A 22,544-nucleotide genomic window follows, 5' to 3' on the forward strand; every position below is an offset into this window, starting at 1 on the left:
AAACAAAATATTTAGCTGATGAATCATAAGAAATATTGACGCTTTAGCGAAGAATTATGGCACTTCATTTTATAGAAAGAAGACGAAGTCATATTTTGGAAAACTTCGCCCTTTTGCCATAAAGTTTGAATCGTCCTCAATCCTCATTGTATACAAATTAAAATGATTTGATGTTGAAATTCAAATTTCTCAACTCAACACTTCTATAAGTAACCTGGAAATTATGAAAATAATAAAAAACAGCGCTCATCTCTACAAAGGGGACAAGGAATAACAACTTTCAAAAAAAGAACTCCATTTAAATACTAAAGAAATATGAAAAATTATTATTATTTTTGATTCTATGATTTAAGAATTCATTACTTCCCAAACAACATGACTATCTACACACTGTTCAAACTTTATGATTTTCCCCTCGCTCATATTCCATATATGAACAAAATCAGCTTGAAACCCCCTTTGTGTCTTCTTGAAAATTCCTGAATAAAATCCCTTTACAATAATACTTTCTTTTTCCTTATCTTCATAATAACAAGTGACATTGGGTTTATAATCATCCCATTCTAAGTTCATACAACGAAATATAAGTTTCACTGCGTCTATCCCATGATATGTCCCACCATATAGAAATCCTTTTGTTTCTATCCATTTCACATGCCTATCTAAACATGCTATTAATGGATCTATATTACCTTTCGAGAGCCCATTATAGATACCCTTTATAATCTACATATTTTCAGAGGGATTTGCAAGTGGGATGCTTTGGGGAAATTCAAAAATATTTCCAGGGTCATATTTAGTTTTTATCTGAGTCAATCTCTTGAAATTGTCTCCATAATATGCATATGACCAATTTTGTATGGAGCAATCTGGTGCATTAACATATACCCCTTTAGTAAAAGGTGTCAATGCGTTTCGAAAATCCTCTATCCAACGAATTCCCTCTTCTGATTTTCCAGTTTTATTCCACGCAGCAAATAACGCTATATTTGCTAGGGTTTTCCGATGTGGATAAGCAGTCTCATTCTCTTTTTTCTTAGAAACAGCCCCACCCAGTCCTTGAAAAAACACCGAAACAGCGCAATTGGATGGCACTTCAGCTTCACTCATAAAACGTTGAATAACGTCAAGACCCGCTTCAGGTAATATTTCCTCTATATAAGGTGCAACACTTTTAAATGAGAAAGGATCTGTGGGTTGATATTTTGCTATTAAAGTTATAGCTTCTAAAAAAGGCAATTCTTTTATAATTACCTTCGGGGAACCGATTTTAAGTAGCGGTTGTATCAATTTTTCCAACTCTGTAACTGCACCTTTAAAAACCCCATGCATCAACACGGGTTGATCCTTTTCTGACGACAATGTCAGTATAGGAGTAAAGCGCTCATCAGAATTAGGCAATGTATACTTTTGCCATTCCTGTAGAACATCTTTTAAATCTTGAAACTCCCAACAAACTTCAGCAAAACCGACTGTTTTAATTTCCTGCGTATGAAATCGGAAAGATGTACAAATACCAAAACTTCCTCCACCACCACGTAAAGCCCAAAACAAATCCGGGTGCTGTTGTTCATTTACCGTCAATACACGACCATTAGCATCAACCATTTCTATTTCAATTACATGATCTAGTAGTAGCCCCAACGATCGCGAGAGCACACCTTGACCACCTCCTAAAGCTATTCCTGAAATAGCAGGTGTAGGACATATTCCATTAGGAACAGCTAATCCATTCTCTCCCAATACCCTAGTTAAATCAGCATTTTTACAACCAGCTCCTACTTTAACCGTTTTTGATTCAAAATCTATTTTTATATCATTTATCTTGCTGACATCGATTACAATCCCCTCACCATGATCTAAAGTAGATAAACCTTCATAACTATTACCGCCTGAACGTACTCGGATAGGTGTGTTTTCACTTAATGAATATCTTACTGCATTCACAACGTCTTGAGTATTTTTCGCAAAGACAACAACATCAGGATATTTATCAAAACAAGTGTTAAACACTTGGCGTGCCGAATCATATTCTTCTTTTTGACCTCCTGGCGGTGGCATCACAATATCTCCTGTTAATTTAATTTTCGGATTATTACACATATGAAAACCCTCACTCCTTACAAGAATTTTGAATGCTATCATAATAAATATATGTACTCAAACACCCCAAAATGTATGTAGTGAAAAACAAAATTTATTCTTATACATCTATGAATAAATTCACCTACAATTTCGCATTACCGGAGGAGCTAAAAAACAAACAAGAGAAGTGCACAAAAATCAGATATATCAACAAATGAATGCCTAAAAATTCCGTCTTATTGGGAGAAACATAGTATCTTCAAAAAACATTTTCTAGTATGATAACCAATTTTATAAAAACAACTGATTTTACAATATTTTTTTATGTAGACAGTTTAACTAATTGATACCTTTCTTTTTAAACCAGACAATTATCAATACTAGGAAACATCTCCCTTGTTATAGGTTGTCCCTCTACTAGATTTATCTTCCTTTCCCCTAACTTTATATAGAAAAAGAAGGTTGATAAAAACAGTATATTTATATATCCAAAAGAGAGATTTAGAGTTAGTAATCACAAAAAAGAACATGAAAAACATTCATTTTTGACGCTGAAATATCCCATTATTAAAAAGAGAAAGAATCTTCTGTACCAACAACTCAAATTAACACCATTCTGATTAGCGGTATAATTATTTGTCCTACACTGATTTTGTCACCACTTACCATTTTCGGTTAATATTTTCCCGACTAAATTCACCACACACCTATCCAAAAAGGTGCAATTTCACAAATCAGAAAAGCACTATCGCTAGCGCTTTCTTCTTTCAAATTTAGTGTTTTTCTTTTTCCAAACGAGCTATTTGGGTTTCTGTGCCAAATACACGCTTGTTTAGTAATTCAATTGCCGTTTCTTTATCTGAAACAGTATCATATAGCTTGATAAAATTGTTACTGATTTCTATTCGATGCGCAGTTAATTGTTTATGCATATCCGTTACATCTTCTCGTAATGATGCAATTTCGCCATTTGCGACATCAAACTTAGATTCTAATTTTTCCAATCTTTGATCCACATCTTGTAATTGCTTACTCAAACCATGAAATCCTCCTTGCATCATCTTCATCAACATATCTAATTTTTCTTCCACCAAATCACTCCTCATATTTCATATGTTTCATTATAACGCGCCTATTTTTTAAGTGATATAGGGGTGTTATAATGAAATAGTGGAAAAATAAAATATGTAATTCCGCAAAAACAGTACCCTTTTCTTTATACAGATTCACCCACCCTACTGTTGAGCTCCTTTTTGTTGCCTCTGTTTTAGTACTTATAACGACAATGAATTCTCATAAATAACTAATCCTTTCGGACCTGGTATAGTCCCGATCCTGTTCGAACAATAATTGTATATTGTTTTTTGTTCCGTCTTTAAAACAATATCTTCCATCTGTAGCTGCAGGTTTTTAAAGAATACTCCATGTATCACTAATTGTGTTATTTCCAAGTACTACAGGTACCTTAGCCAAAGAGTTGGCCTAATTACCTCCATATATACCAATGCCATATCATATTGAATCATCTAGTGTCCACACATTCGTTTCTATACTTAAATTAGCAAAGAGTAACCTTTATGGTTAAAACTTTATCCTCTACAATTGATGCTCGCTTACAAAAGCCTTATCAATTGTACGTTCATTTGTGTTTTTTCACAAAACCACAAATGATTCAGCACTACTTACTACACTCCAACCTCCCCACCAAAGTTTTGGTATATACCTGGCATGTAAGCATCTCCTTCTTACAATCGCTCAATTTTCATTCCTAGCATACGGAAATCAATCTAACTCTCGCTTTTTCATTTGCTTACGTAATTTCGTAACATCTACTCCCAGTTGTTTTGCCATTTTAGGATAACTCATTCCTTCTTCTTTTAGTCCCACAACTTGTTCGCATACTCTATCCCACTTCTCACGGCTGTTCTCCTGTATCGTTTTTCGACTTTCTCCACACCATAATCCTCGCTTTTTCAATTGATCGTGTAAACCACTTGGATGACAGCTCAACTGTTTGGCTATAGTTGTATAACCTATTCCCTCTTCATGTAATCCCACAGCTTGTTGACATATACGCTCCCAGTGCTCTTCAGTATACTTTCTGCGAATTGAAGTATCCACAAATAGCTTTTTGCCCAAATACATAAGCTCTTCCCCTATCTCACAATACGGCGTACAATGTTTAAGCGGCTTTCTATTATTCTCACACTGCCGACAATGCTGGTCCTGTAAATCCAAAATACGAATTCTCTTTTCTCTTGCATGCATGATAAATTCTCCTCAGTCTTCTATTTTTCTTTTATTATACCGAGGGAAGTTTAAAATGAACATTATCGTTAAAAGTATTTAGAATTCACTTTAAGAAGATTTACTTAATGAGATATCTAGCCGTGTTCAAAATTTACAACTTCAATATATTAAGTTTAAATGATTATATCTGTTCATTATGGACCTAACTTCCCGTCTTTCACATCATTGAATAATTTCATACACATCTTTCTCCGTTATGTTCTTTATTTTTCATCCCTTTCTAATAATCGCTCCAGTTCCACGCAATTCGCTTCACAAAGGTCCCGACCAGGTAAGAAAAGTACGAAAAGGTACCGAACATTCCCTGATGTACTCGAGCAGAAATGTTTACAAAAGGAGCTTATTTCTATTCTCAAAACAACACTTTTAGTAGCAATTTTTTTGTGTATATTAGTATTTTCTTCGTCCTCGTGCCACATTAAATGGAATGAGGACGAAGAAATATTCAAAATCAATTAAATCATTTAATTTTTTTCGTTTTTCTTGAACAGTCCATGAATAAAGTATGTTTTTTCCTAACTTGAAGTTGATAGGCACGTCCCCCCTGTTACAAAAAATCCACAAGTAACTACGTTTCTCTTTAAAAAGAGAAGAAATCGCTATCTATTCTATGTATGCATTGACTTTTTCACTTCATAAAGAGGACTATTCGTTTTATTATAAGAAAGATTTTTATTCACTTAACAATACCGAAAGGCATTTATTATAGGCAGAATGTTTTTTATATAATTTTTTATACACCACCATGATTCGCTCCATGAAAAAAATGTAATTATGCTCTACTATTTTTTCATAAGATTGGAATAATTGAACTACTATTTCTTCAGTCAAATCTTGATTCGATGCACCAATACCCTGTAACAAAAAACGTAAAAAAGAGAAATTAACAATAAACTCCATATACCCTATCATTAAAGAGGAATGTTCATATGGAAAGATTTTTTTTTGAAAATAGTATGCACAGTAATTCTCAAATATATAATCAATTTCAAAAAACGAGCAATTCGTATGACAATTGAGATCTTGAAACGCCCTAATAACTTCTTCTATAGTTTTGTTTTGCTGCAAAATAGTTGCAATCCCTCCTTGAAAATAATACATACATTCTATTAAACGCTGATGATCTTGAAAATCCTTTTTTATATGGTTCGTTAAAGATAGCATTTCTGGCAGAAACAGTTCTAACTTTTCTTCAATAAAATTTTGTGGCATATATTTCTCTAATTCTTTCACTTTTTTTCTAGCTAATTTAATCATTTTTTGACTACTACCTTTACTTGCTTGAACCATGCTTTCTTCAATAAAAACTCCTATTAACCATAACCGCTTAGACAAGGGCATACTTCGAGAATAAAGCAATTCAAAAAATGTTTTATGCATTTCTTTCACATAGTTCCGATTCATCGTCAGAGTCTCCAATGCAAATGGCTTAGATACATCCACTGCAGTAAACCAGTCTATATTCGGTGCTGAGAACAAAATAAGTCTTGCCATTTCTGGACAAGCCAAATCCCCCGTTTGGTAGTATTCATTATTAATTTTTCGTGTGGATCTTGGAAAATAACGACATGTATTACACAACGCTTCTTCTCCATGCTCTTTATGAATACTACACAATTTCTCCGTGGTTAAAAATGGACATTCGCCGTTTACATCCATCCGAATATAGGCAAAATTCTCTTCACTTTCCGCTTCTTTATTTATTTCAAAGGCTGTTTGAAATAAGTTTTTCAAGGTTGTTTCTTCCATAACTTTATATAGATTATAGTGCTCTTTATCTACCCCCACTTTCCATCCTTTACAACATGTATCTTCGCACTTTTCTCCAATACAAGAAAAACTTTTCAAATAACTTGCCATCCTGAATTTCATTGCCATCCTTCTCTACCTTCCTCCAATTGTGCTATGGATATTAATTATTATAAATAAAACAAACCCATGGTAATATTTCATTACACCATACGCTTATTTCAATTTGATTTTTAAATACTATTTAATTTACGACCTGTATACCATCACCTAAATCCCCAGAAGGTAACACTCCTTCTGGAGGTGCTATCATTGGTCCTGTTCTCCATATCTTCTTTTCACCAGAGGATCCCGATAATGGTTCTTGTCTAAATTCCACTTCAGTATATAAACCTGCTCGAACTGTTGAAGCTCCTTTCCCTTTAAAATATAGTGGATAATAGCCTCCTACCTCTCTTCCAACAAACGAAGAAGGTTTACCAGGCCATTTTGTATCATATAAATTAGCTGCATCAAACCAAACCGTAACATTCCTATTATCAGATTTTCGTTTATATTTCACAGAAAAATACTCATAATAAGTGGGGATTGGGCTTGTTTTAGTCCCTCTTATTTTCGCCTCTAAATCAAAATCCACATTGAATGATGTTTCATAAATATATAGAACAGCAGTAACTTTAGAATTTGGAGGTACAGTTACTGGCTGTGTTACCTCCCAAAGGCTTTCATTACTCGTCGTATGTTCTGTTGCTGTTGTGAAATTATATTCTCCTGTTGAAGTTACTTCTGTTGAATAATCAAATCCACCAGTAAGCCATTCCAATTTAAATCCCATACTAAATTTTGTACCTATCTTTGTACTCTGCGTATTTTTTATTCCCTCTGTAGTTGTTGTTTTAGTAGTAAGTGTTTTTTTCTCACTGAATTTTACCGTTTGAGTTTGTGGAAATTCCGTTCCATTTCTTAATACTTGTATAGCTGTATTAGCTAAAGCTGGTGTAACCTTAATAGTTGTTTTTGAGGGAGTTGCTTTATCATCATACATTACCCCCTCATACATTGTAAAATCAGTTATTGATCCTGGTACAGCAATTGGTTCATAAGCCCACCTTGCATATTGTTCAGCTAGTACTCTCATATCTGTAATTGCCATTATATAAACCTCCCATATTTTTTTGCCATTCCATTAATAAAAATATAAGTTTTTCACTCTTACAAGATTGAAAAAAGCATTTCTCTATTTTCAATTATCTTTTAATGTTCACATGAAACATTATCCCCTTCAAACTCTCCAAATAATTGATATTCTTCTTTAAATCCTGTATCCAAATTCTCTTCTGTAATTTTTATATATACTTCTGTTGATTCGGTTCCTATAAATATACCCTTATCTATTAAATATACATGCTTAACTCCACTTAAATCCTCTAAAATTTTGATGTCTTCATCTTCATATGGTTTAAGAATTGCTGCAATATGATACAACATCATTGTATCCTGTTCTTTTCCATCGACATCCTGTTTAAAAGAAATACCAACGTATCCTCTTAATTCACGCTTAACCTCAAACTTTCGTTTTATTTCCTTTTGTTTCACCATTAATGTAGCCGTAATCTTACAGCGTGGCTTAATTGTAAATGGACGCTCAATCCCCAAACACTCTGAATTAACGCGTGAAACCACATCTCCTAAATACAAATCAATCGGTGATTGATCACCATCATTAGTTGGATCATTCGAAGGTTCAATCCTGAGTAAACGTTTACCTAATTCACTTGCTCCATTATCTATACTCCATTCCCCCGTGGAACGAACGGTTCCATATAAGTTTAAAACAACATTCTTTTTTTCATTTTCTTCATTAGAAAACACTGAAGATGCAATCTCTAACTCCTCCAAATTTGTCCCTTGATTTTCTTTGTATACTGTAACATCTGAAGTTGCAGATACGGCGTACGATTCGTACCCCACGGGCACTAAATTAAAAGATGGGCACCCTTTCGCACCACGTTGTTTCCCTATTTTGTTTGTAAAATCTTGCACTTTAGCAATAACATCTTGTAAGTTATTAATCATTTTTTTAACCTCCTCCTGATTATTTTTGGTACACTTAATAAAAATATTCAAGCAACTACATGACTATTCCTCTACGCGTTATAAAATAATTTAATATAGCTATATAAATCCATTTTAATATTTTAGCTCTCTATTAAATCAAAATAATAAAAACATCCGAATCCTCTGCAATAATTGCAATTATATTTTTATTTTCATCTGTAATTGGCTCTAGAATTGTTACCCATGAAACTAATTCATTTTCATACACTTCTGTCATTTGTATCTGCTTCATTTTTGTTGCTCTATTAAATGTCTTCATCCAATGAATCGACTACTCATAGTAGGTACCTGTAAAATAATATAAATGCTAACTGAAATATGGCTCTTTCCCATATTAGTTGAGTTCTCGCAATAGAATCTTTTTCCGCAAGGTATCAAAACTATTTCTTCCAAACATGATACGCTTAATAAGCTTGGCTTTATTCACACTCGCCTCTGCTTCACCATTACTGTAAGGATATGTACATGCATGAAATACGGCTTCCAAGTCTCGTTTGATTCCGTTTATAAACGATTTTAGCTCCGGAACAGAGAGTTGTTCTACTTGATGTATCCATTCAGCAAACCGTTCGGCTTGCCTGTCTGTCAATATCTTTTGAAATTGATATAGTAAAGTTAGTAGCTCGCGAACCAACGGATATTTATTAAAGATTTCTTCTATATGCTCGGTAGCTACGGTTGATTCGGGTTTTTGGTTAAAAATTAACCGAATTATTTTGTTCCTTGAAATAAAAAATGAAAATTTCTTCTTTTGATTTAGTTCTTTCTTAAGTTCTCTTATTCAATATCGAGTCGTTGAAGTACTACTGGTATATCCTTGGACAACCAAATAATCGTGAATTTTCTTTGCTGAGAGCCCTTTTCGAATGGATGTAAGAATCTGTTCTAAGTAAGGATCACTTTTTTTCGTTCGACTTGATCGAGTTTGTACAACTACCGCCTGTAAGTTCGTCTCCACATATTTTTTTACTGTTCGTCGATCTAAATGTAAGTATGTAGCAATTTTTCTCAAACTCATTCCTTCGGAATGAAGCTTTTTTAACCTTTTTAATGACGTTTTTTTACTGTTTCTTCTTTCAACACGGTCCTTATCAGACTGGGTCATAAAAAGAAAAGACACTTTTTATTTTGATAAGGTGATGTATTTTTGAAGTGTACGAATATCCATCCCTAATTGTTTCGCAAGCGTAGAAATGGGGGTGTTTTCTTTTTTCATTTTTTTGCGCGAGCGAAATTTTTTCTTGTAAAGTAAGAAATTGATAAGCTGGATGTACTTGATTCTCTGATAGATGACTAACCTTTATTAAATTGGGTAACAAGCGTTGAAATGCTTGTTTGATATAGCCCGTTAGATTTTGAATTAAATGAAATCGATCACTAATTTGAATAACAGCTGGATGAGCTTGAGCAATGGCATTACGAAAAGTAATAGAGCCATCCCTAAAAACAATTTTTAAATTCGGAAAAGTTTTGAGCCAAGCAAGTACATCTTCTAAATCTCTTGAAGGGATTAAATCAATAATTTTATGTGTTTCTATGTCCACCATAATTGTGCCATACCGTCGTCTTTTCTTAATGGCAAAATCATCAATACAGACTTTGGTAATTTTATTTTTATCCAGCACAATTTCGTTCCCATCTTTATCAACGTACTTTGTTGCTATATAAATCAAGTTTTAAATTTTTTACAGTCGTTTACCATCTGATTTTTGTAAATGCTTTTCTGGAACTTGAACAATATATTCTAAAAAACACTACAGATGCATGTGTTTTTGAATATGTATGAGTTTTGCAACACCACCTAAACAAAGATATTGAGTTCGATATAAAATCTAGATATTCCTATTTTTTTATTTTAAAGTATATATCGGTTTTATTAGCTTAAGAACGATGGTGCATCCTCTAATAAATACATTACCACAAAAAAACAATAAATATGCAATTATACATATTTATTGTTTTTTCACTTTTACCTTATCAACTATGCTATACTATTTTTGTAGAGACTGTTGTAAGAACACTGGTTATTGTATGTTTTTTTCACTTTCCAAAACAAAAGCCTTAAGATGAGTAGAGACATCTTAAGGCTTTTGTCCTTTCTACAATTAATTATAAAATACATTCGTCAATTACAAAGAATAAATTATGCTTATATCTAAGTTCATTTTTCTCATCAACTTCATCTGTTTAAAAGTCCTATTTTCAAGACTTCTATTACTAATACTGCGGTTTCAAAAAACTCCCTTCAAGCGGTACTAACTTTACTCCCCAATCAATCACTCATTAATCTACTAAGGGATTACCATACGTTTTTTCAGGCCACCTCATAACAATAAATGAAACTAACATCACGTTTTCACTCCAAAATCATAATAAACATTTAACCTAATGATCATATAACAGGTAACACTTCTTCAAAAAAATGCATTAATACTATAAATTCAAGTCCCTTTTTAAACACAACTACTGAAAAATGTCTTTTAAATCATTTGATAATTCGTCTTCTTCCGATATTTCACTATCAAATGATTTAAAAACTATCCAGAAATGCAATTATGCATATGCTGTCATATTACTACATCTATTACAAATCATGATATACTAAAATTTGTAATAGATGTTAATAAAAAATTTATTATTGTATGTGTATGTATTTCCTTCCTAAAAATGAAAGCCTAAGAATGATTAAAATCACCCTTGGGCTTTCATTTTTAATATTCTATCCTTCCAGACACTGTGGACAATACTCTTATTAATTCCTCATTTAGAATTTCAGCACACAATATTCTCATATATTATTAAAGCCGCTGCTATTGTGGTTTATGTAGCTATGAAACAAAAAGGCAATTGTCCCCCTTAAAGTAATACAGTCGAGATACGTGTAACAAAAGGTCATAGACTCACTTTCTTTAATTTACTAAATTGTTGTTCAATTCCATTCCGCTCTTTCATCAGTTGTTTACGCAATTTCGAATGGATTTTACTGATTTCAAACATCCTAAAATGCTGCATTTAATCTTAAAATATGAATATACCTATGATTTACAAATGAAAATATGTAGACTGAAATCGTATTACATACATGTTGGACTGTTTGGGTATGTCCTAATTTTGATAAATAGTGAATGTGGATATAGAATAAAGTAAAGTTAGCTAAGACTTTATTTTATACGTAGGATGGATTTTAAGAGAAACACAGAGAAGTTCTTTCAATGTCTTATAATTCCCTTATGCTATTGTCATTTTTATTCCATTTCTTCAAAACCCCCATTTTTGGACTTAATCCCTTTAAATTTATAAAAATACTAAAATTAGTATCTATAATGATATGCTCTCTGCATGCATTATGTCACAAAGCTAATTAATGCATGCGGGGAGCAATATATTTATTTTTATCATCTATAAACCCTCATAAAAAATACGATGGCCTATACATTCGATTGAATACCGAAATCAAGCCATCGTATGGATCTTATTTTTTACATTGTTCACTCTCATTCACAAGTATATTATTTCTACATAACAACTATCTCTAATTCATGTCACAGAATTAAGCTTGCAGCTCAAACATAAAGCTTATTCAATTCCTACTGCATCAAAAGATTTTTGTACAGCTTTAACTTCTAAAGAGTCCTGTCCATATAAATCCGCTGCCGCTTGCATTAACGCTACACGAGCTTGGCTAAATGTTGTAGTCTGCGTAAAATACATGGTATTAGCTCGGTAATAAATTTGTGTAGTCTTATATAGAGAGATTCTTGGAACACTTACTCCATAATGCGTTCCACCTTCTGCTAATAAATACATCGCCTTATTAATAATCCCACTATTGATATGAACCCCACCATTATCTGCGTAGCCTACATAACGTTTTGAATAATGATCCGGTTGATTATATTTTGTTGGATTACTCATGGAACGCAATGCGTCATTCGGCGTATCAGGGGTAAATACATCCTCACCAATTTCATAATCTGGATTTCTATATGCATAATGTTCCATTAATGTTCCAAAAAGATCTGATATCGCTTCATTTAAGGCGCCAGATTCATTTTTATAAATTAAACCTGAACTATATTGTGTAACTCCATGTGTAATTTCATGACCTACGATATCAATTCCACCTGATAACGGAATAAATCGTTTACCGTCTCCATCTCCATATATCATTTGTTGTCCATTCCAAAAAGCATTATTATAGTTTTCTCCAAAATGTACAACTGATCGGATAGCCCCGCCCTTATTATCATAAGAATCTCTATTAAAATAACCTTTATAAACATCATATACTAGTCCGCTATAATAATGAGCATCTACTGCTGCTGCATCATATTCAGACTCTAATGTATCATTTTGGGTATTCCAAATATTCCGAGGTATTTTCCGCTGATTTTTTGCATCATATGTAAATATTCCATTACCTCGGGTAAAATCTTGTAAATTAAATGTAGAATCTTTTAATCGAGATAGATTCAATTTTTTAGCATCGCCCAATACTTCCTTTCCGCTTCCAGTCACATTCGTAAATTGATTAGAAGTTACATCATGAATAGCATTATTTTTGGATACAACTTCACCTGTATTAACATCAATAAAATATGTATAGTTTCCAGGTTGTGGATATAAAAAGTTTAATTGAATAATATAAGCATACTGAGCCCTATCACCTTGGCTATAAATAACTAACTGACTTGTTGGTTCTATTTCATAGTTAGGTTTAAAACCTAAATCTTTTTCTGCAATAGTAATAGCATCTTCAACTGATATTTTTTCATTTAATTGTGGCAGCTTTTTCTCTAATTCAGGTGCTACCGTTCCTGAAAACACTGTTAGCATCCCTTCTTTGTTAATATGTGCCACTTGCGTAGATCCCGAAACTGGGATTTCATTGTAAACTTGTTGCAAACGCACAACAGTATTCCCTGTGCTATCTTGTTCTTTCTTTTGAACAATAAATGTGTTTTCGGCATTTTTTGTTCCGAGGTTATATTTCTCCTTATTTCCATTTATGTAATCAAATATAATATTCTCTATTTTTTTTGACGTTGGTTTTGTAAGTTGTCCAGAAATAAATTCAGTAGAACCTACCAATTCATTATATTTTTCAGTGGAAAGTACATTATTTACTTCTGCATAACTAGATGATGGTAAGGCGATAGATGTGGCAATCACACTTGCTGATAACAAAATCTTCAACTTATATTTTATGTTTTTCATATGCATTCTCTTTCTATGAGTTTTTATGTTGAATTTCGTCAAACAAACTACATTGAAATTATAAAACATTAAGATTAATTATTTTATATAACATGCAATATTGCATATTTAGTTTTTTTATTATAACCATTTCGTTTTTCCCTCTATTATTTTCATAGCTAATAACAGGAAACTCTACAAAACTCATACCATGTGAATACACCTAGAAAAAACATCCTACTAATTTTTGCTATAGCCCTACATACATTCAAAAACAACAGAAAAATCCGATTATTTGAAAAACACCAACTTTAAGTCCATTGTTTTCCAGATAATCGGATTTTTATGTTCGATATCACCTTAAGCCACTTAATGACTTGGTATTATTTTTTAATATTCTCTTCTTCTATATTTTTAATTATTCATTTGACAAATCTTCTAGCATTATATTCAGTACTAATTAATAGTTTTACTTCATCAAATTAAACATCCTTATGCTTTTACTACTTTAATGAACTATTTCAAAATCACTCCTATGTTCAAACAAGTAGATTATCCCCGATCCAAAGTTAGTTCCTTATAAATCACTTCAAATATATTTAAAATGGGAAACCTCAGGATGCACGCACGTCCTGAGGTTTAAGATGATACCATATCTAAAAATAGATTGTAAAAAAGTGAGTGTTTTTACAATTTTATTATAACACAACTCATTATATTTTAGAATGACTGATTAACAATTATGCAAAAATACATATTATTATTCCTTATAAAAATCCTATTATATTAATTATTAACACTGCAATAAATTAAATACCAAATATTCCTCCCCGTATACCTTTATCCCTTTTCATCATACTTCCATGATTTCAAATGTATACTAGTGCGTTTGAAGCATCTCATCTAACCACTACAACTATTTTGAATTAATAGTGCAAAACCCTAACAAATTAATATAAACGGATATCACAAGTTACCGTTTATGTTCCTCCTCAAATACAGAGTTATTACTGTGATTTTATAAGGTCAAAAAATGCGAGCAGCATCTTTCATGCCCAACTAATAAGAAAAATGCACACCACTTATAAAAATATAGTTCCATCTCATTAACCCTGATGAAGACACGGCAAAGATTCCTTATTTTTAGGACCACTTACAAAATAATATGTAACCACTCAAAGTTTTTTGATTTTACCACCAGTATAGTAAAGTAATCCAAGTGTACAAGGAAATACATACTATACTGTTTTACTTTATAAGCATAGAACTTACCTAACCAAAACGAAAAAACACATTACAAGAAAGACCTGTCATGTGTTCTTACTTTTAAAGTATATTGGGTTTTACAAAAATAAAACGAATAGTTATAATATTCATTTTATTTTTGTAAATCTTGACACTTAAAACTATATCCTTTGTCATAAGATGTGCAAATTTTATTTATCGATTTTCTAGTCACTTTTTCCTCTTTATTTGTCACTTGATCAAAATCCACGCGCAATACTTCTTGGGGATTCTCTTTCGAATACCCTTCAATATGAATTGTACGATCGAACATCTCAGCTGTGAAACTGCTAGATATATTTATAACTTCCACCTTACTGTTTTCACTTATATATCGTTCAGCTACTTTTTCAGCTTCTTTAAGTTGTTGGTTGGTGGGATAGGATATTGAATCTGCTGAAATAATTATAGCTAGAAAATAAACAATGATAATACTACCTACAATCAAGATAGCTTTCTTCCATATTTTATTAATCATGCTCTTACTTCCTTTTCTTCTTTTATTATATTATCAATTTCTTTTTTTATTATAAAAGATACTTCAGTTTTTCATTATCTAATTACATGACATTAGTATTACAATTTTGTAAGGATTGTAACAATCTGATTTGACTATCTATCTTACCTTGTAAATATATTCCGGCAATATGGATTGGATGATAATTGTCAATCATCCGATATTCAATTTGATGTGAACATTTCACCTAATAAATTAAAAGCTGTAAATTAAACAAAAATAGGCATAATCTATTTATACGTAGATTGTGACTATTTTAAGCGGCCTCAAAAAAAAAAGCGTTACCCTTCCCCTAATATACAGAAGATAATCATTTTTTGTGTTTTTAAATACACAACTTCAACCAGTTATCACTGGTATCACTGGTTGAAGTTCATAAGAAGACAGAGAAAAATGAGGTGGTACAGTTAAACTGGAACACCTCATCCTAGAAAAAGTACAATCCATCAGCCTAATGCTTCTTTCCAATTTTTCTTGATCTAGATTATCGAAATACTCCGAGCGAAAGTATCCATTGATAATACGATGTTCTTTAGTGTTATTTAAATTTTTTCCTACATTTGTACTTACTACTCAATACTGCACCTTCACTCCGCCCTCACAACAAAAGATTGTGAGTTTACTGTATTGTTTCCATCTAGCTACTATCAAGAATTTCCAAAGTATAAACTAAACCTTTCCATTTTCTATCTCCTTCCTTACCGAATTGCCTATAAGGCACGGTAAGAATGCGTCCTTTTGATCTACCGGATGTTATAAAAAAAATAATAAACTATAGTTTTTGAGTAAGTTTATACGAATCTTCATCTAATCTCATGCTATACTTTTCATGATCAATCACTTCTACCTTTAGTTTGCACATTTATAATATTTTTTGGGTATACGCCCTGCTATATACCCTTTACAAACAGATGTTCCACAGGCACACTGAAATGATTGAAATAAAACATCTTCAGTTTTCAAATAATCAATTGTAATGTAATCCCCAACATTTATATCTCGAATCACATAAAATTCCTGTGTTTCCATATTGACAATCGAATTAGGTTCACAAGAATGAAGCACCTTTCCCATAAAATAAGGATCTTCTATATAGACACCAGTTTTTAACTGTAAGGTATATAATGTCTGATGATATTGAACCTTCCCTGCAAATTTTTCAGTACTCGGCTCATTATCAAATATAGAAACCTCTTTAGGATAAAAACGTTCCGTAAGATTCGTGTTTATTGATTTCATAAATAACACATTCATTTCTTAATTTTTGAATTCAAATTAATTTAATTGCTAGTCCTTGAAATAAAAGTTTCGTTTCCCCCTATTTTGTGTAGCATCTCACCTCTCAGTGTACAATTAACAAATAAAAGAAAAAATATATATCATTCGACATTATTTGTTAACCGATTGATAATTCGCATAAAAATTAATGTGCAAAGTAAATAACCCACTATATAATACGATTACATGCAACAAATTAGAATAAACAGTATAATTATACAGATGTCAGAACATTAAAGGAATAATTGAAAAAATCTTTGTGGAAACTTAATACATCCTTCATCTTAATAAAGGTTCCCTTTTCTAAGCTATTCAAATACACTGAAGCAAAACTCGATAGTTTTAAAGACTTAATTTTAGAAAAGACCTGCGGTCTCAATTGAACCAAATGCTTGAATCACTAAAATTAATACCTATTACTCAGTATAAAGGATTAGAAAACTCAATTTCGTTTTTATTAGAAAATCTGATTGGATATCCGTAATGTATTTCGACAATAAGAAAGAGAATAAGAACTCTCTTCTTCTCGTTGATTTATCCTGAATTCCGAAGAAATGGTGGCAATAAATTAGCCCCCAAACATAACAGCAATAGATACCCAGAGAGAATTTATTCGGCTTCATTTTGAAGCTTATGTGTTTTTTAAATTATAGGTGAATTAAATTCTGGAAGCCTTTTATATTAAAGGTAGTAAAAAATATGCGGATTACTGAAAACAACTGGTGTATTGGGATGAATATAATAAGCATCTACATACTTTTTGTGAACAAGCAGTACTTCTAATGACTGCTCAAGAATTCCAAAAACAAATATATAACAAGCTAAAAAAATGGATAGCACAGTAGATTCTTCTTTTCCTAAAAATAAGACTGTCACCATCCACAATAGAAATCCTTTTATAATAAAGTTAAAAAAGCAAAAGGTTCTCCTTTATGAAAGACTGTTCGAAAAATATAGCCGAAAAAATGATTCCTATTAATATATTATATTTAATGTCTGATACAGAATATTGGTTACATCGGCCCGTTCCCTCAATCAATTTATGGATATGATACAAAAATAGATAAATCTACTGAACAGTATATAACTACTGCTAATATGGTTAGAAAGTCAATTTCATGGTTTTACAGTGTATTTCAACTTACCCTATTATTCATGAATACATTAAAGAAGGAAAAACATATTGGCAAATCATAGTCCATATCTTACCCTTCATGTGAATTGATTTAGTAAAGATAAAACAGATTCGAATCTACTCCTGCGAAATCAGCAATGTGACATTCCAATTTCTCTGAAAACATTTAACTAAAATTAAAAACAAGGCAAACTCAACAAAATGGTTGGATTTACCTTGTTTTTTTGCGAGTAGCTCAAATAAGAACAAATTGAATTTTCTTGGCGCGCCCCTATACGACTCACAAACATAATTAAAACCTTCACACGTTACCCTTGGTATATAAAAGGATTAACGGTCCCGTTCATTTCTACACTGTAAGGTGTGTAATTTGATTCTATACCTTTCCAACAATGAATCACTCTATTAACCCTTTTATTCCTGTATAATTTAAAAATCAAAACAATCAGAATAGTTTTTTTATAATTAATACAGCATACACTCATTACAACTTTTTGCCACACTATCTAAATTTGAATACCACTGAAAACTATAATACTTCGTTCTCCTCATTAATTCAGCCTATCAATTGTATGATTTCTCCAATCTAATTGGTAAGTATGTTCAACCTCTCTTGATTCAGCATCTTTTGTATTTTCTCCCCGCCACTGTATGATTCCATCATGTTTTTGATAATACTGATCTGAGACTCTTTTAAAAGACATTTTCATAGTAGATGTAGATGTGTCTTTATCAGTCATTATTATCCCTATTGTCACAGGGGAAAAAGAGTAACCTGTTAAACTCGGCACCTCATCTTTTGAAAGGAAATTATTTTCCGCCCAATTTTTTGTGCGCGATTTCATAAACAATTGATTTCCATAGGTAGGATTCCAAGAATCACGATTATAATGACCCCATCCAGAATTATCCAAAGAATTATATCCAATTTTCCATTTTAATACGGTATCAGTATCTTGCTCTACCACTGTAGAATAATCCCTTTGATCATATGATACACTCGTTGACCAAGAAGATCCTGCTGTTGCGCTTATTTCTGGTTTTTCTGCTATTTTTAAAGCCCCTCCAATATTATAGGTAACCGTAGACGTTACTTTATGGGTTTGGTTTTCATTCTTTGGAGCCATATTATGAAACTGAGCATTGTTACTTGTTATTGTCATACCTACATGATAAGCTGAGGGCCACCTTAACGATCCGGAGTACCAATATGTATTGAATTGTGTATAATCTGCATTAATATTACTTCCATCATTAGTTACTATAGCAAATCTCTTATTTGAATTCGGATCATCAATAAAAGCAACTGTTAAAGATGCTTTTATATCACCGTCTTGATAAGTATCATAATTTTTATATACATATGCATTTTTTCCGATATACTCTTCTTTTATGCCTTCTGCAGATACAATTGGTGAGGAACACACATCCCCTACACCCACCGCTACTGTGAAAATGGTTAAAAAAACATTCTTTTGGTTAACGTCATTGCATAACACTTCCTTTAATTTAATCGAGTGATTACTTTTAGTGATTTCTACATTTTTCAATCAATAATTTATTGTTTCTGCTAGCCTCCTTTAATCCCCTTAAATATACCGTTTGAACGATATTAGATTCATGTAGCATGTTTATCAAAAAAATCTTATTAGATCACCATAAAGAATAATTCTCTTGGAAAACACCCTTTATATAGTCAGGATAAATCTTAACATTATGTTAGAGTCAAATGTTTTTTCAAAAAAGATTAAAAAGTATTTGCAATTGTTTTTGAAAAATTCAGTCCCCTCCTTTTTTATTGTGACTAGACAAATTTATCAAGAGCCATATATATTAAAATTATATATTTAAGTATTAAAAATAAAGTTCTATAAAAAACACCTGCCTAATAACGCATTATACAAATTAAACATTTCTTAGAATGCGAAAAATCCAATAACAAAGATATATATTAGTATAATTTTAAAGCCCTTTTTAAAATAATTTCTATTGCACTTAGTTTTGGGCTCTCCAAAAAAAATTAACTATGCCTGTTATTTTTTAACAACACAAAAACAAACTTGCGTAACATATTCATTGATATGGCAGTCACATTCAGGACCTTTTAAATAACTTTCATAAGGTGGACCATCTAAACAATACCCGTTACATTCCATCCATTCTTCAAGCGCTATATACGCATAACCGATATCCTCATAACTTCCGATGTGCAAAGTAGTGGCAATTAATTGTTCTGATAAATCTTTCACCTTCCATTGGCTTGATATAGCTGTATTATTCTTATACATAACTGGAATAATCAATTCAATATCACTATTACTAGGCAGAAATTCTTCATCCAAAAAAACAGCTGAGGGCACACCACATAATTGTATACCATTTTTTCTGCATTATCGTATAAAATATCAATGTATTTGTACATATAATTAATATTAATTTGCATTCTTTGACTTATTACCTTTCGCTCTTCCCTAATCCCCAACAATATATCATGCCCTTTCTGTTCCCCTTTAATCAAGCCTCCTTTTTTCTCAATTATATTTTGTATCTCACTAATGCTATTTCTATTTTGATTAATTTCTTTGGAAAGCTCCTTTATTTTCAAACATAACAGTCTAGTAACTAGTTTCTGTTCTGATGTATGTAGAATCGTTTTGATTTCTAACAAAGAGAATTTATATTCCTTCAATTTTTTAATTAATAAAGCCCTCTCTAATTGATCATTTCCATAATATCTGTATCCATTTATTTCATCTGTATGCTCCGGCTTTAACAATCCTTCCTTGTCATAATATCTTAGCATACGAGCACTCATTTTACACAACCGAGAAAATTTACCAATCGCAAACATCTTTGACGCCCTCCCTATACATAACTTTATTCTCTACACAACTAAAGTTGCCATTCTCATTGTTTCCTAAATTACTAGCCCCTGACCGAATCTGTTCTAAAGACCACCTCTTCAGATTATATTTCTTTACATATTCGATACTCTATATCATGACATTATAGTACTCCATCAATGATTCTAATAATCTATTTAAGAATCTGGCTAATATTTCTGCATTTTCTCGAAGTTGAGTCCCCCCTCAAAAGCACAATCATCCATTAAACCCACTAATTTTGTATAATCCTTTACCCACCAAACACCTACCATGATTCCTTTTCTTATTTCTTATAACTTATTCATAGTTTTACATGCATTTCCCCAAAAAAAAGTCCCTATTCAATGTATATCATACATTGAATAGGGACTCCCCGAGTAGTTAGTTCCAAAAACTAATTACAAGGAAAAGGTTATCTAGCATCTACAAGAACTATCTTATCATACCTATATAAAAAATGCAAATATTATATATATTGTTTTCGAAATGCAATTTATTACTCAAAAACACATAAAAAACCTCTAACAAATTCGTTAAGAACTTCCTTTATCATTTCCGAAAAATACCATTTGCATCGATAATTCTAATACTTCATTTAAGAATTTGGCTAATATTTTTCATATTATCGAAGACAAGTAACTTCTTAAAAGCGTAACCATCCATCAAACACCCATCATGATCCCTTTTTTATTTCGTATACCTTATTCATCATTTTACATGCATTTTTCAAAAAAAGTCCCTATTTATTATATATCATACAATAAATAGGGACTCCCCAAGTAGTTAATTCCAAAAACTAATTACAAGAAAAAGGTTATCTAGCATCTACAAGAATCCTCCTATCATACCTATATAAAAATCGCCAGTTTTATATAGATTATTTTAAATGTGAGCGATCTATTACGCACAATAGAATTCACTTTATCTACACTTAATATATCCTAAAAGGAAAGCATAAAACGAGACTTACATACAAATAAATTCAGGTTCTATTCTATTTTGTCATACCTGATTTATTTTCACATCTATAAGGTCTATATATACATGATTTATTGCTTCATTGTTATTCACTTTAAAACACACTGTCGCATCTGGATAATCTTTTTCAGATGTGAATGTAAGAGAATATAACCTAGACTGATTCTCTAAAAAAAACCACTCTGTAGAGGCTAACTCTTGTGGTCTACCACTCTTGCTTTCATCGAAAAATAATAACTGTAACCTAGACAAAGTATCGCCCTTTGCAGTAACTTCCACTCTATAAGTTCTTCCCCCTTTTAATTGCATAGGCTGCTTTCGAATTACATAATTAGAATTACTTTGATACTTTGCAGGAATTTTAAGTTTCCATTTTTCCAACCTCTTGCGCAAGAGGATACGGGTTAATTCATCGTATCCCCTAGTTTGAATTAAAAATGTACTTAAGCGACCTTGATACATATGTTCAGTAAATAATGACCTATACGTTTGTTCTGGTGATTCCTCCTCCACACAAATCGACCTAACATAAGTCCCTTGAACTCTCAGACTCTCTCTTGGCCAAATTTCAAAATATGCAAAACCCTCATCAATATCTGCTGTAGCAAAGAATTCCAACTGTAATTTTTGATATTCATTGGTTAAAGGGCGAAAATCTGTTTGCGCTAAATCTGTAGGTGGTTGTTGTCCATTTGATTTCGCAAATCTCAAATTCACATGTATTTGTTTGTCCGATACCTCTGGCATATCACTTCTTCCATTAAAACTGAATTTATATTTATACCCTTTTTTAAAATGCAGATTACTATTAGTTCTTCTAGTAAATTTGTTAATACCCCATTCCCAATTTTTAGGGACAAATAAAACATATCTTTCACGCCCATTAGAAGACTCCCTTTCAAATACCTCACCACCACCAGTACCTGGGACAGTAAAAGCACGCCACATTCCATCGGCAAAATTATCAATCAAGGGAAATTGACTGTTCCTCTCCATATATCTTCACTCC

16 protein-coding genes and 2 pseudogenes are annotated in these 22,544 nt (G+C 32.0%); all 18 read right to left on the minus strand.

Annotated elements, in window-relative coordinates:
• Nucleotides 1-348 precede the first annotated feature (348 nt).
• Nucleotides 349-594: a nuclear transport factor 2 family protein gene (locus tag MR169_RS04840; RefSeq protein WP_242319021.1), complete on the minus strand. Its 246-nt coding sequence runs from the start codon at nt 592-594 to the stop codon at nt 349-351.
• Between the two features lie 132 nt (nt 595-726).
• Entirely contained in the window at nt 727-2,103 is a 1,377-nt protein-coding gene (locus MR169_RS04845) for an FAD-binding oxidoreductase (RefSeq protein WP_242319022.1), read from the minus strand.
• 755 nt (nt 2,104-2,858) lie between these two features.
• Entirely contained in the window at nt 2,859-3,176 is a 318-nt protein-coding gene (locus MR169_RS04850; RefSeq protein ID WP_242319023.1) for a hypothetical protein, read from the minus strand.
• Between the two features lie 691 nt (nt 3,177-3,867).
• On the minus strand, nt 3,868-4,353 hold the full coding sequence (locus MR169_RS04855) for a hypothetical protein (RefSeq protein WP_242319024.1): 486 nt from the start codon (nt 4,351-4,353) through the stop codon (nt 3,868-3,870).
• Between the two features lie 714 nt (nt 4,354-5,067).
• Nucleotides 5,068-6,273: a flagellin lysine-N-methylase gene (fliB, locus tag MR169_RS04860; RefSeq protein ID WP_242319025.1), complete on the minus strand. Its 1,206-nt coding sequence runs from the start codon at nt 6,271-6,273 to the stop codon at nt 5,068-5,070.
• Nucleotides 6,274-6,388: 115 nt separating this feature from the next.
• Entirely contained in the window at nt 6,389-7,297 is a 909-nt protein-coding gene (locus MR169_RS04865; protein ID WP_242319026.1) for an ETX/MTX2 family pore-forming toxin, read from the minus strand.
• Nucleotides 7,298-7,398: 101 nt separating this feature from the next.
• Nucleotides 7,399-8,220, minus strand: a complete 822-nt coding sequence (locus tag MR169_RS04870; RefSeq protein WP_242319027.1) for a hypothetical protein — start codon at nt 8,218-8,220, stop codon at nt 7,399-7,401.
• A 142-nt stretch (nt 8,221-8,362) separates the two neighbouring features.
• Nucleotides 8,363-8,527 (minus strand): annotated as a pseudogene (locus MR169_RS04875) (methyl-accepting chemotaxis protein); the annotation flags it as partial.
• Nucleotides 8,528-8,596: 69 nt separating this feature from the next.
• Nucleotides 8,597-9,043, minus strand: coding sequence for a transposase (locus MR169_RS28450; RefSeq protein WP_481746814.1), 447 nt, complete (start codon nt 9,041-9,043; stop codon nt 8,597-8,599).
• Entirely contained in the window at nt 9,044-9,274 is a 231-nt protein-coding gene (locus MR169_RS04880; protein ID WP_242319029.1) for a hypothetical protein, read from the minus strand.
• 79 nt (nt 9,275-9,353) lie between these two features.
• Nucleotides 9,354-9,887, minus strand: a complete 534-nt coding sequence (locus MR169_RS04885; protein WP_242319030.1) for a transposase — start codon at nt 9,885-9,887, stop codon at nt 9,354-9,356.
• A 1,951-nt stretch (nt 9,888-11,838) separates the two neighbouring features.
• Nucleotides 11,839-13,479: a M4 family metallopeptidase gene (locus MR169_RS04890; RefSeq protein ID WP_242319031.1), complete on the minus strand. Its 1,641-nt coding sequence runs from the start codon at nt 13,477-13,479 to the stop codon at nt 11,839-11,841.
• A 1,357-nt stretch (nt 13,480-14,836) separates the two neighbouring features.
• Nucleotides 14,837-15,220 carry a hypothetical protein gene (locus MR169_RS04895; protein ID WP_242319032.1) on the minus strand — a complete coding sequence of 128 codons (384 nt, stop codon included), beginning with the start codon at nt 15,218-15,220 and terminating at the stop codon, nt 14,837-14,839.
• Between the two features lie 888 nt (nt 15,221-16,108).
• Nucleotides 16,109-16,498 carry an SET domain-containing protein gene (locus tag MR169_RS04900; protein ID WP_242319033.1) on the minus strand — a complete coding sequence of 130 codons (390 nt, stop codon included), beginning with the start codon at nt 16,496-16,498 and terminating at the stop codon, nt 16,109-16,111.
• 720 nt (nt 16,499-17,218) lie between these two features.
• Nucleotides 17,219-17,416 carry a hypothetical protein gene (locus MR169_RS04905; RefSeq protein WP_242319034.1) on the minus strand — a complete coding sequence of 66 codons (198 nt, stop codon included), beginning with the start codon at nt 17,414-17,416 and terminating at the stop codon, nt 17,219-17,221.
• 807 nt (nt 17,417-18,223) lie between these two features.
• Nucleotides 18,224-19,222: a beta-channel forming cytolysin gene (locus MR169_RS04910; RefSeq protein ID WP_242319035.1), complete on the minus strand. Its 999-nt coding sequence runs from the start codon at nt 19,220-19,222 to the stop codon at nt 18,224-18,226.
• A 483-nt stretch (nt 19,223-19,705) separates the two neighbouring features.
• Nucleotides 19,706-20,523, minus strand: a pseudogene (locus MR169_RS04915) (MerR family transcriptional regulator).
• 1,036 nt (nt 20,524-21,559) lie between these two features.
• Nucleotides 21,560-22,531: a hypothetical protein gene (locus MR169_RS04920; protein WP_242319036.1), complete on the minus strand. Its 972-nt coding sequence runs from the start codon at nt 22,529-22,531 to the stop codon at nt 21,560-21,562.
• Nucleotides 22,532-22,544: the final 13 nt, after the last annotated feature.

Origin of the sequence: Bacillus cereus group sp. BfR-BA-01349 (assembly GCF_022663795.1) — a bacterium.
GTDB lineage: Bacteria > Bacillota > Bacilli > Bacillales > Bacillaceae_G > Bacillus_A > Bacillus_A cereus.

Excerpts from the sequence above, each read along its gene's own strand:
- MR169_RS04900 (WP_242319033.1), bottom strand. The coding sequence starts at position 16,498 with ATGAAATCAATAAACACGAATCTTACGGAACGTTTTTATCCTAAAGAG.
- MR169_RS04895 (WP_242319032.1), bottom strand. The coding sequence starts at position 15,220 with ATGATTAATAAAATATGGAAGAAAGCTATCTTGATTGTAGGTAGTATT.
- MR169_RS04870 (WP_242319027.1), bottom strand. The coding sequence starts at position 8,220 with ATGATTAATAACTTACAAGATGTTATTGCTAAAGTGCAAGATTTTACA.
- MR169_RS04855 (WP_242319024.1), bottom strand. The coding sequence starts at position 4,353 with ATGCATGCAAGAGAAAAGAGAATTCGTATTTTGGATTTACAGGACCAG.
- MR169_RS04905 (WP_242319034.1), bottom strand. The coding sequence starts at position 17,416 with ATGGTGACAGTCTTATTTTTAGGAAAAGAAGAATCTACTGTGCTATCC.
- MR169_RS04845 (WP_242319022.1), bottom strand. The coding sequence starts at position 2,103 with ATGTGTAATAATCCGAAAATTAAATTAACAGGAGATATTGTGATGCCA.
- fliB (WP_242319025.1), bottom strand. The coding sequence starts at position 6,273 with ATGGCAATGAAATTCAGGATGGCAAGTTATTTGAAAAGTTTTTCTTGT.
- MR169_RS04920 (WP_242319036.1), bottom strand. The coding sequence starts at position 22,531 with ATGGAGAGGAACAGTCAATTTCCCTTGATTGATAATTTTGCCGATGGA.
- MR169_RS04890 (WP_242319031.1), bottom strand. The coding sequence starts at position 13,479 with ATGAAAAACATAAAATATAAGTTGAAGATTTTGTTATCAGCAAGTGTG.
- MR169_RS04865 (WP_242319026.1), bottom strand. The coding sequence starts at position 7,297 with ATGGCAATTACAGATATGAGAGTACTAGCTGAACAATATGCAAGGTGG.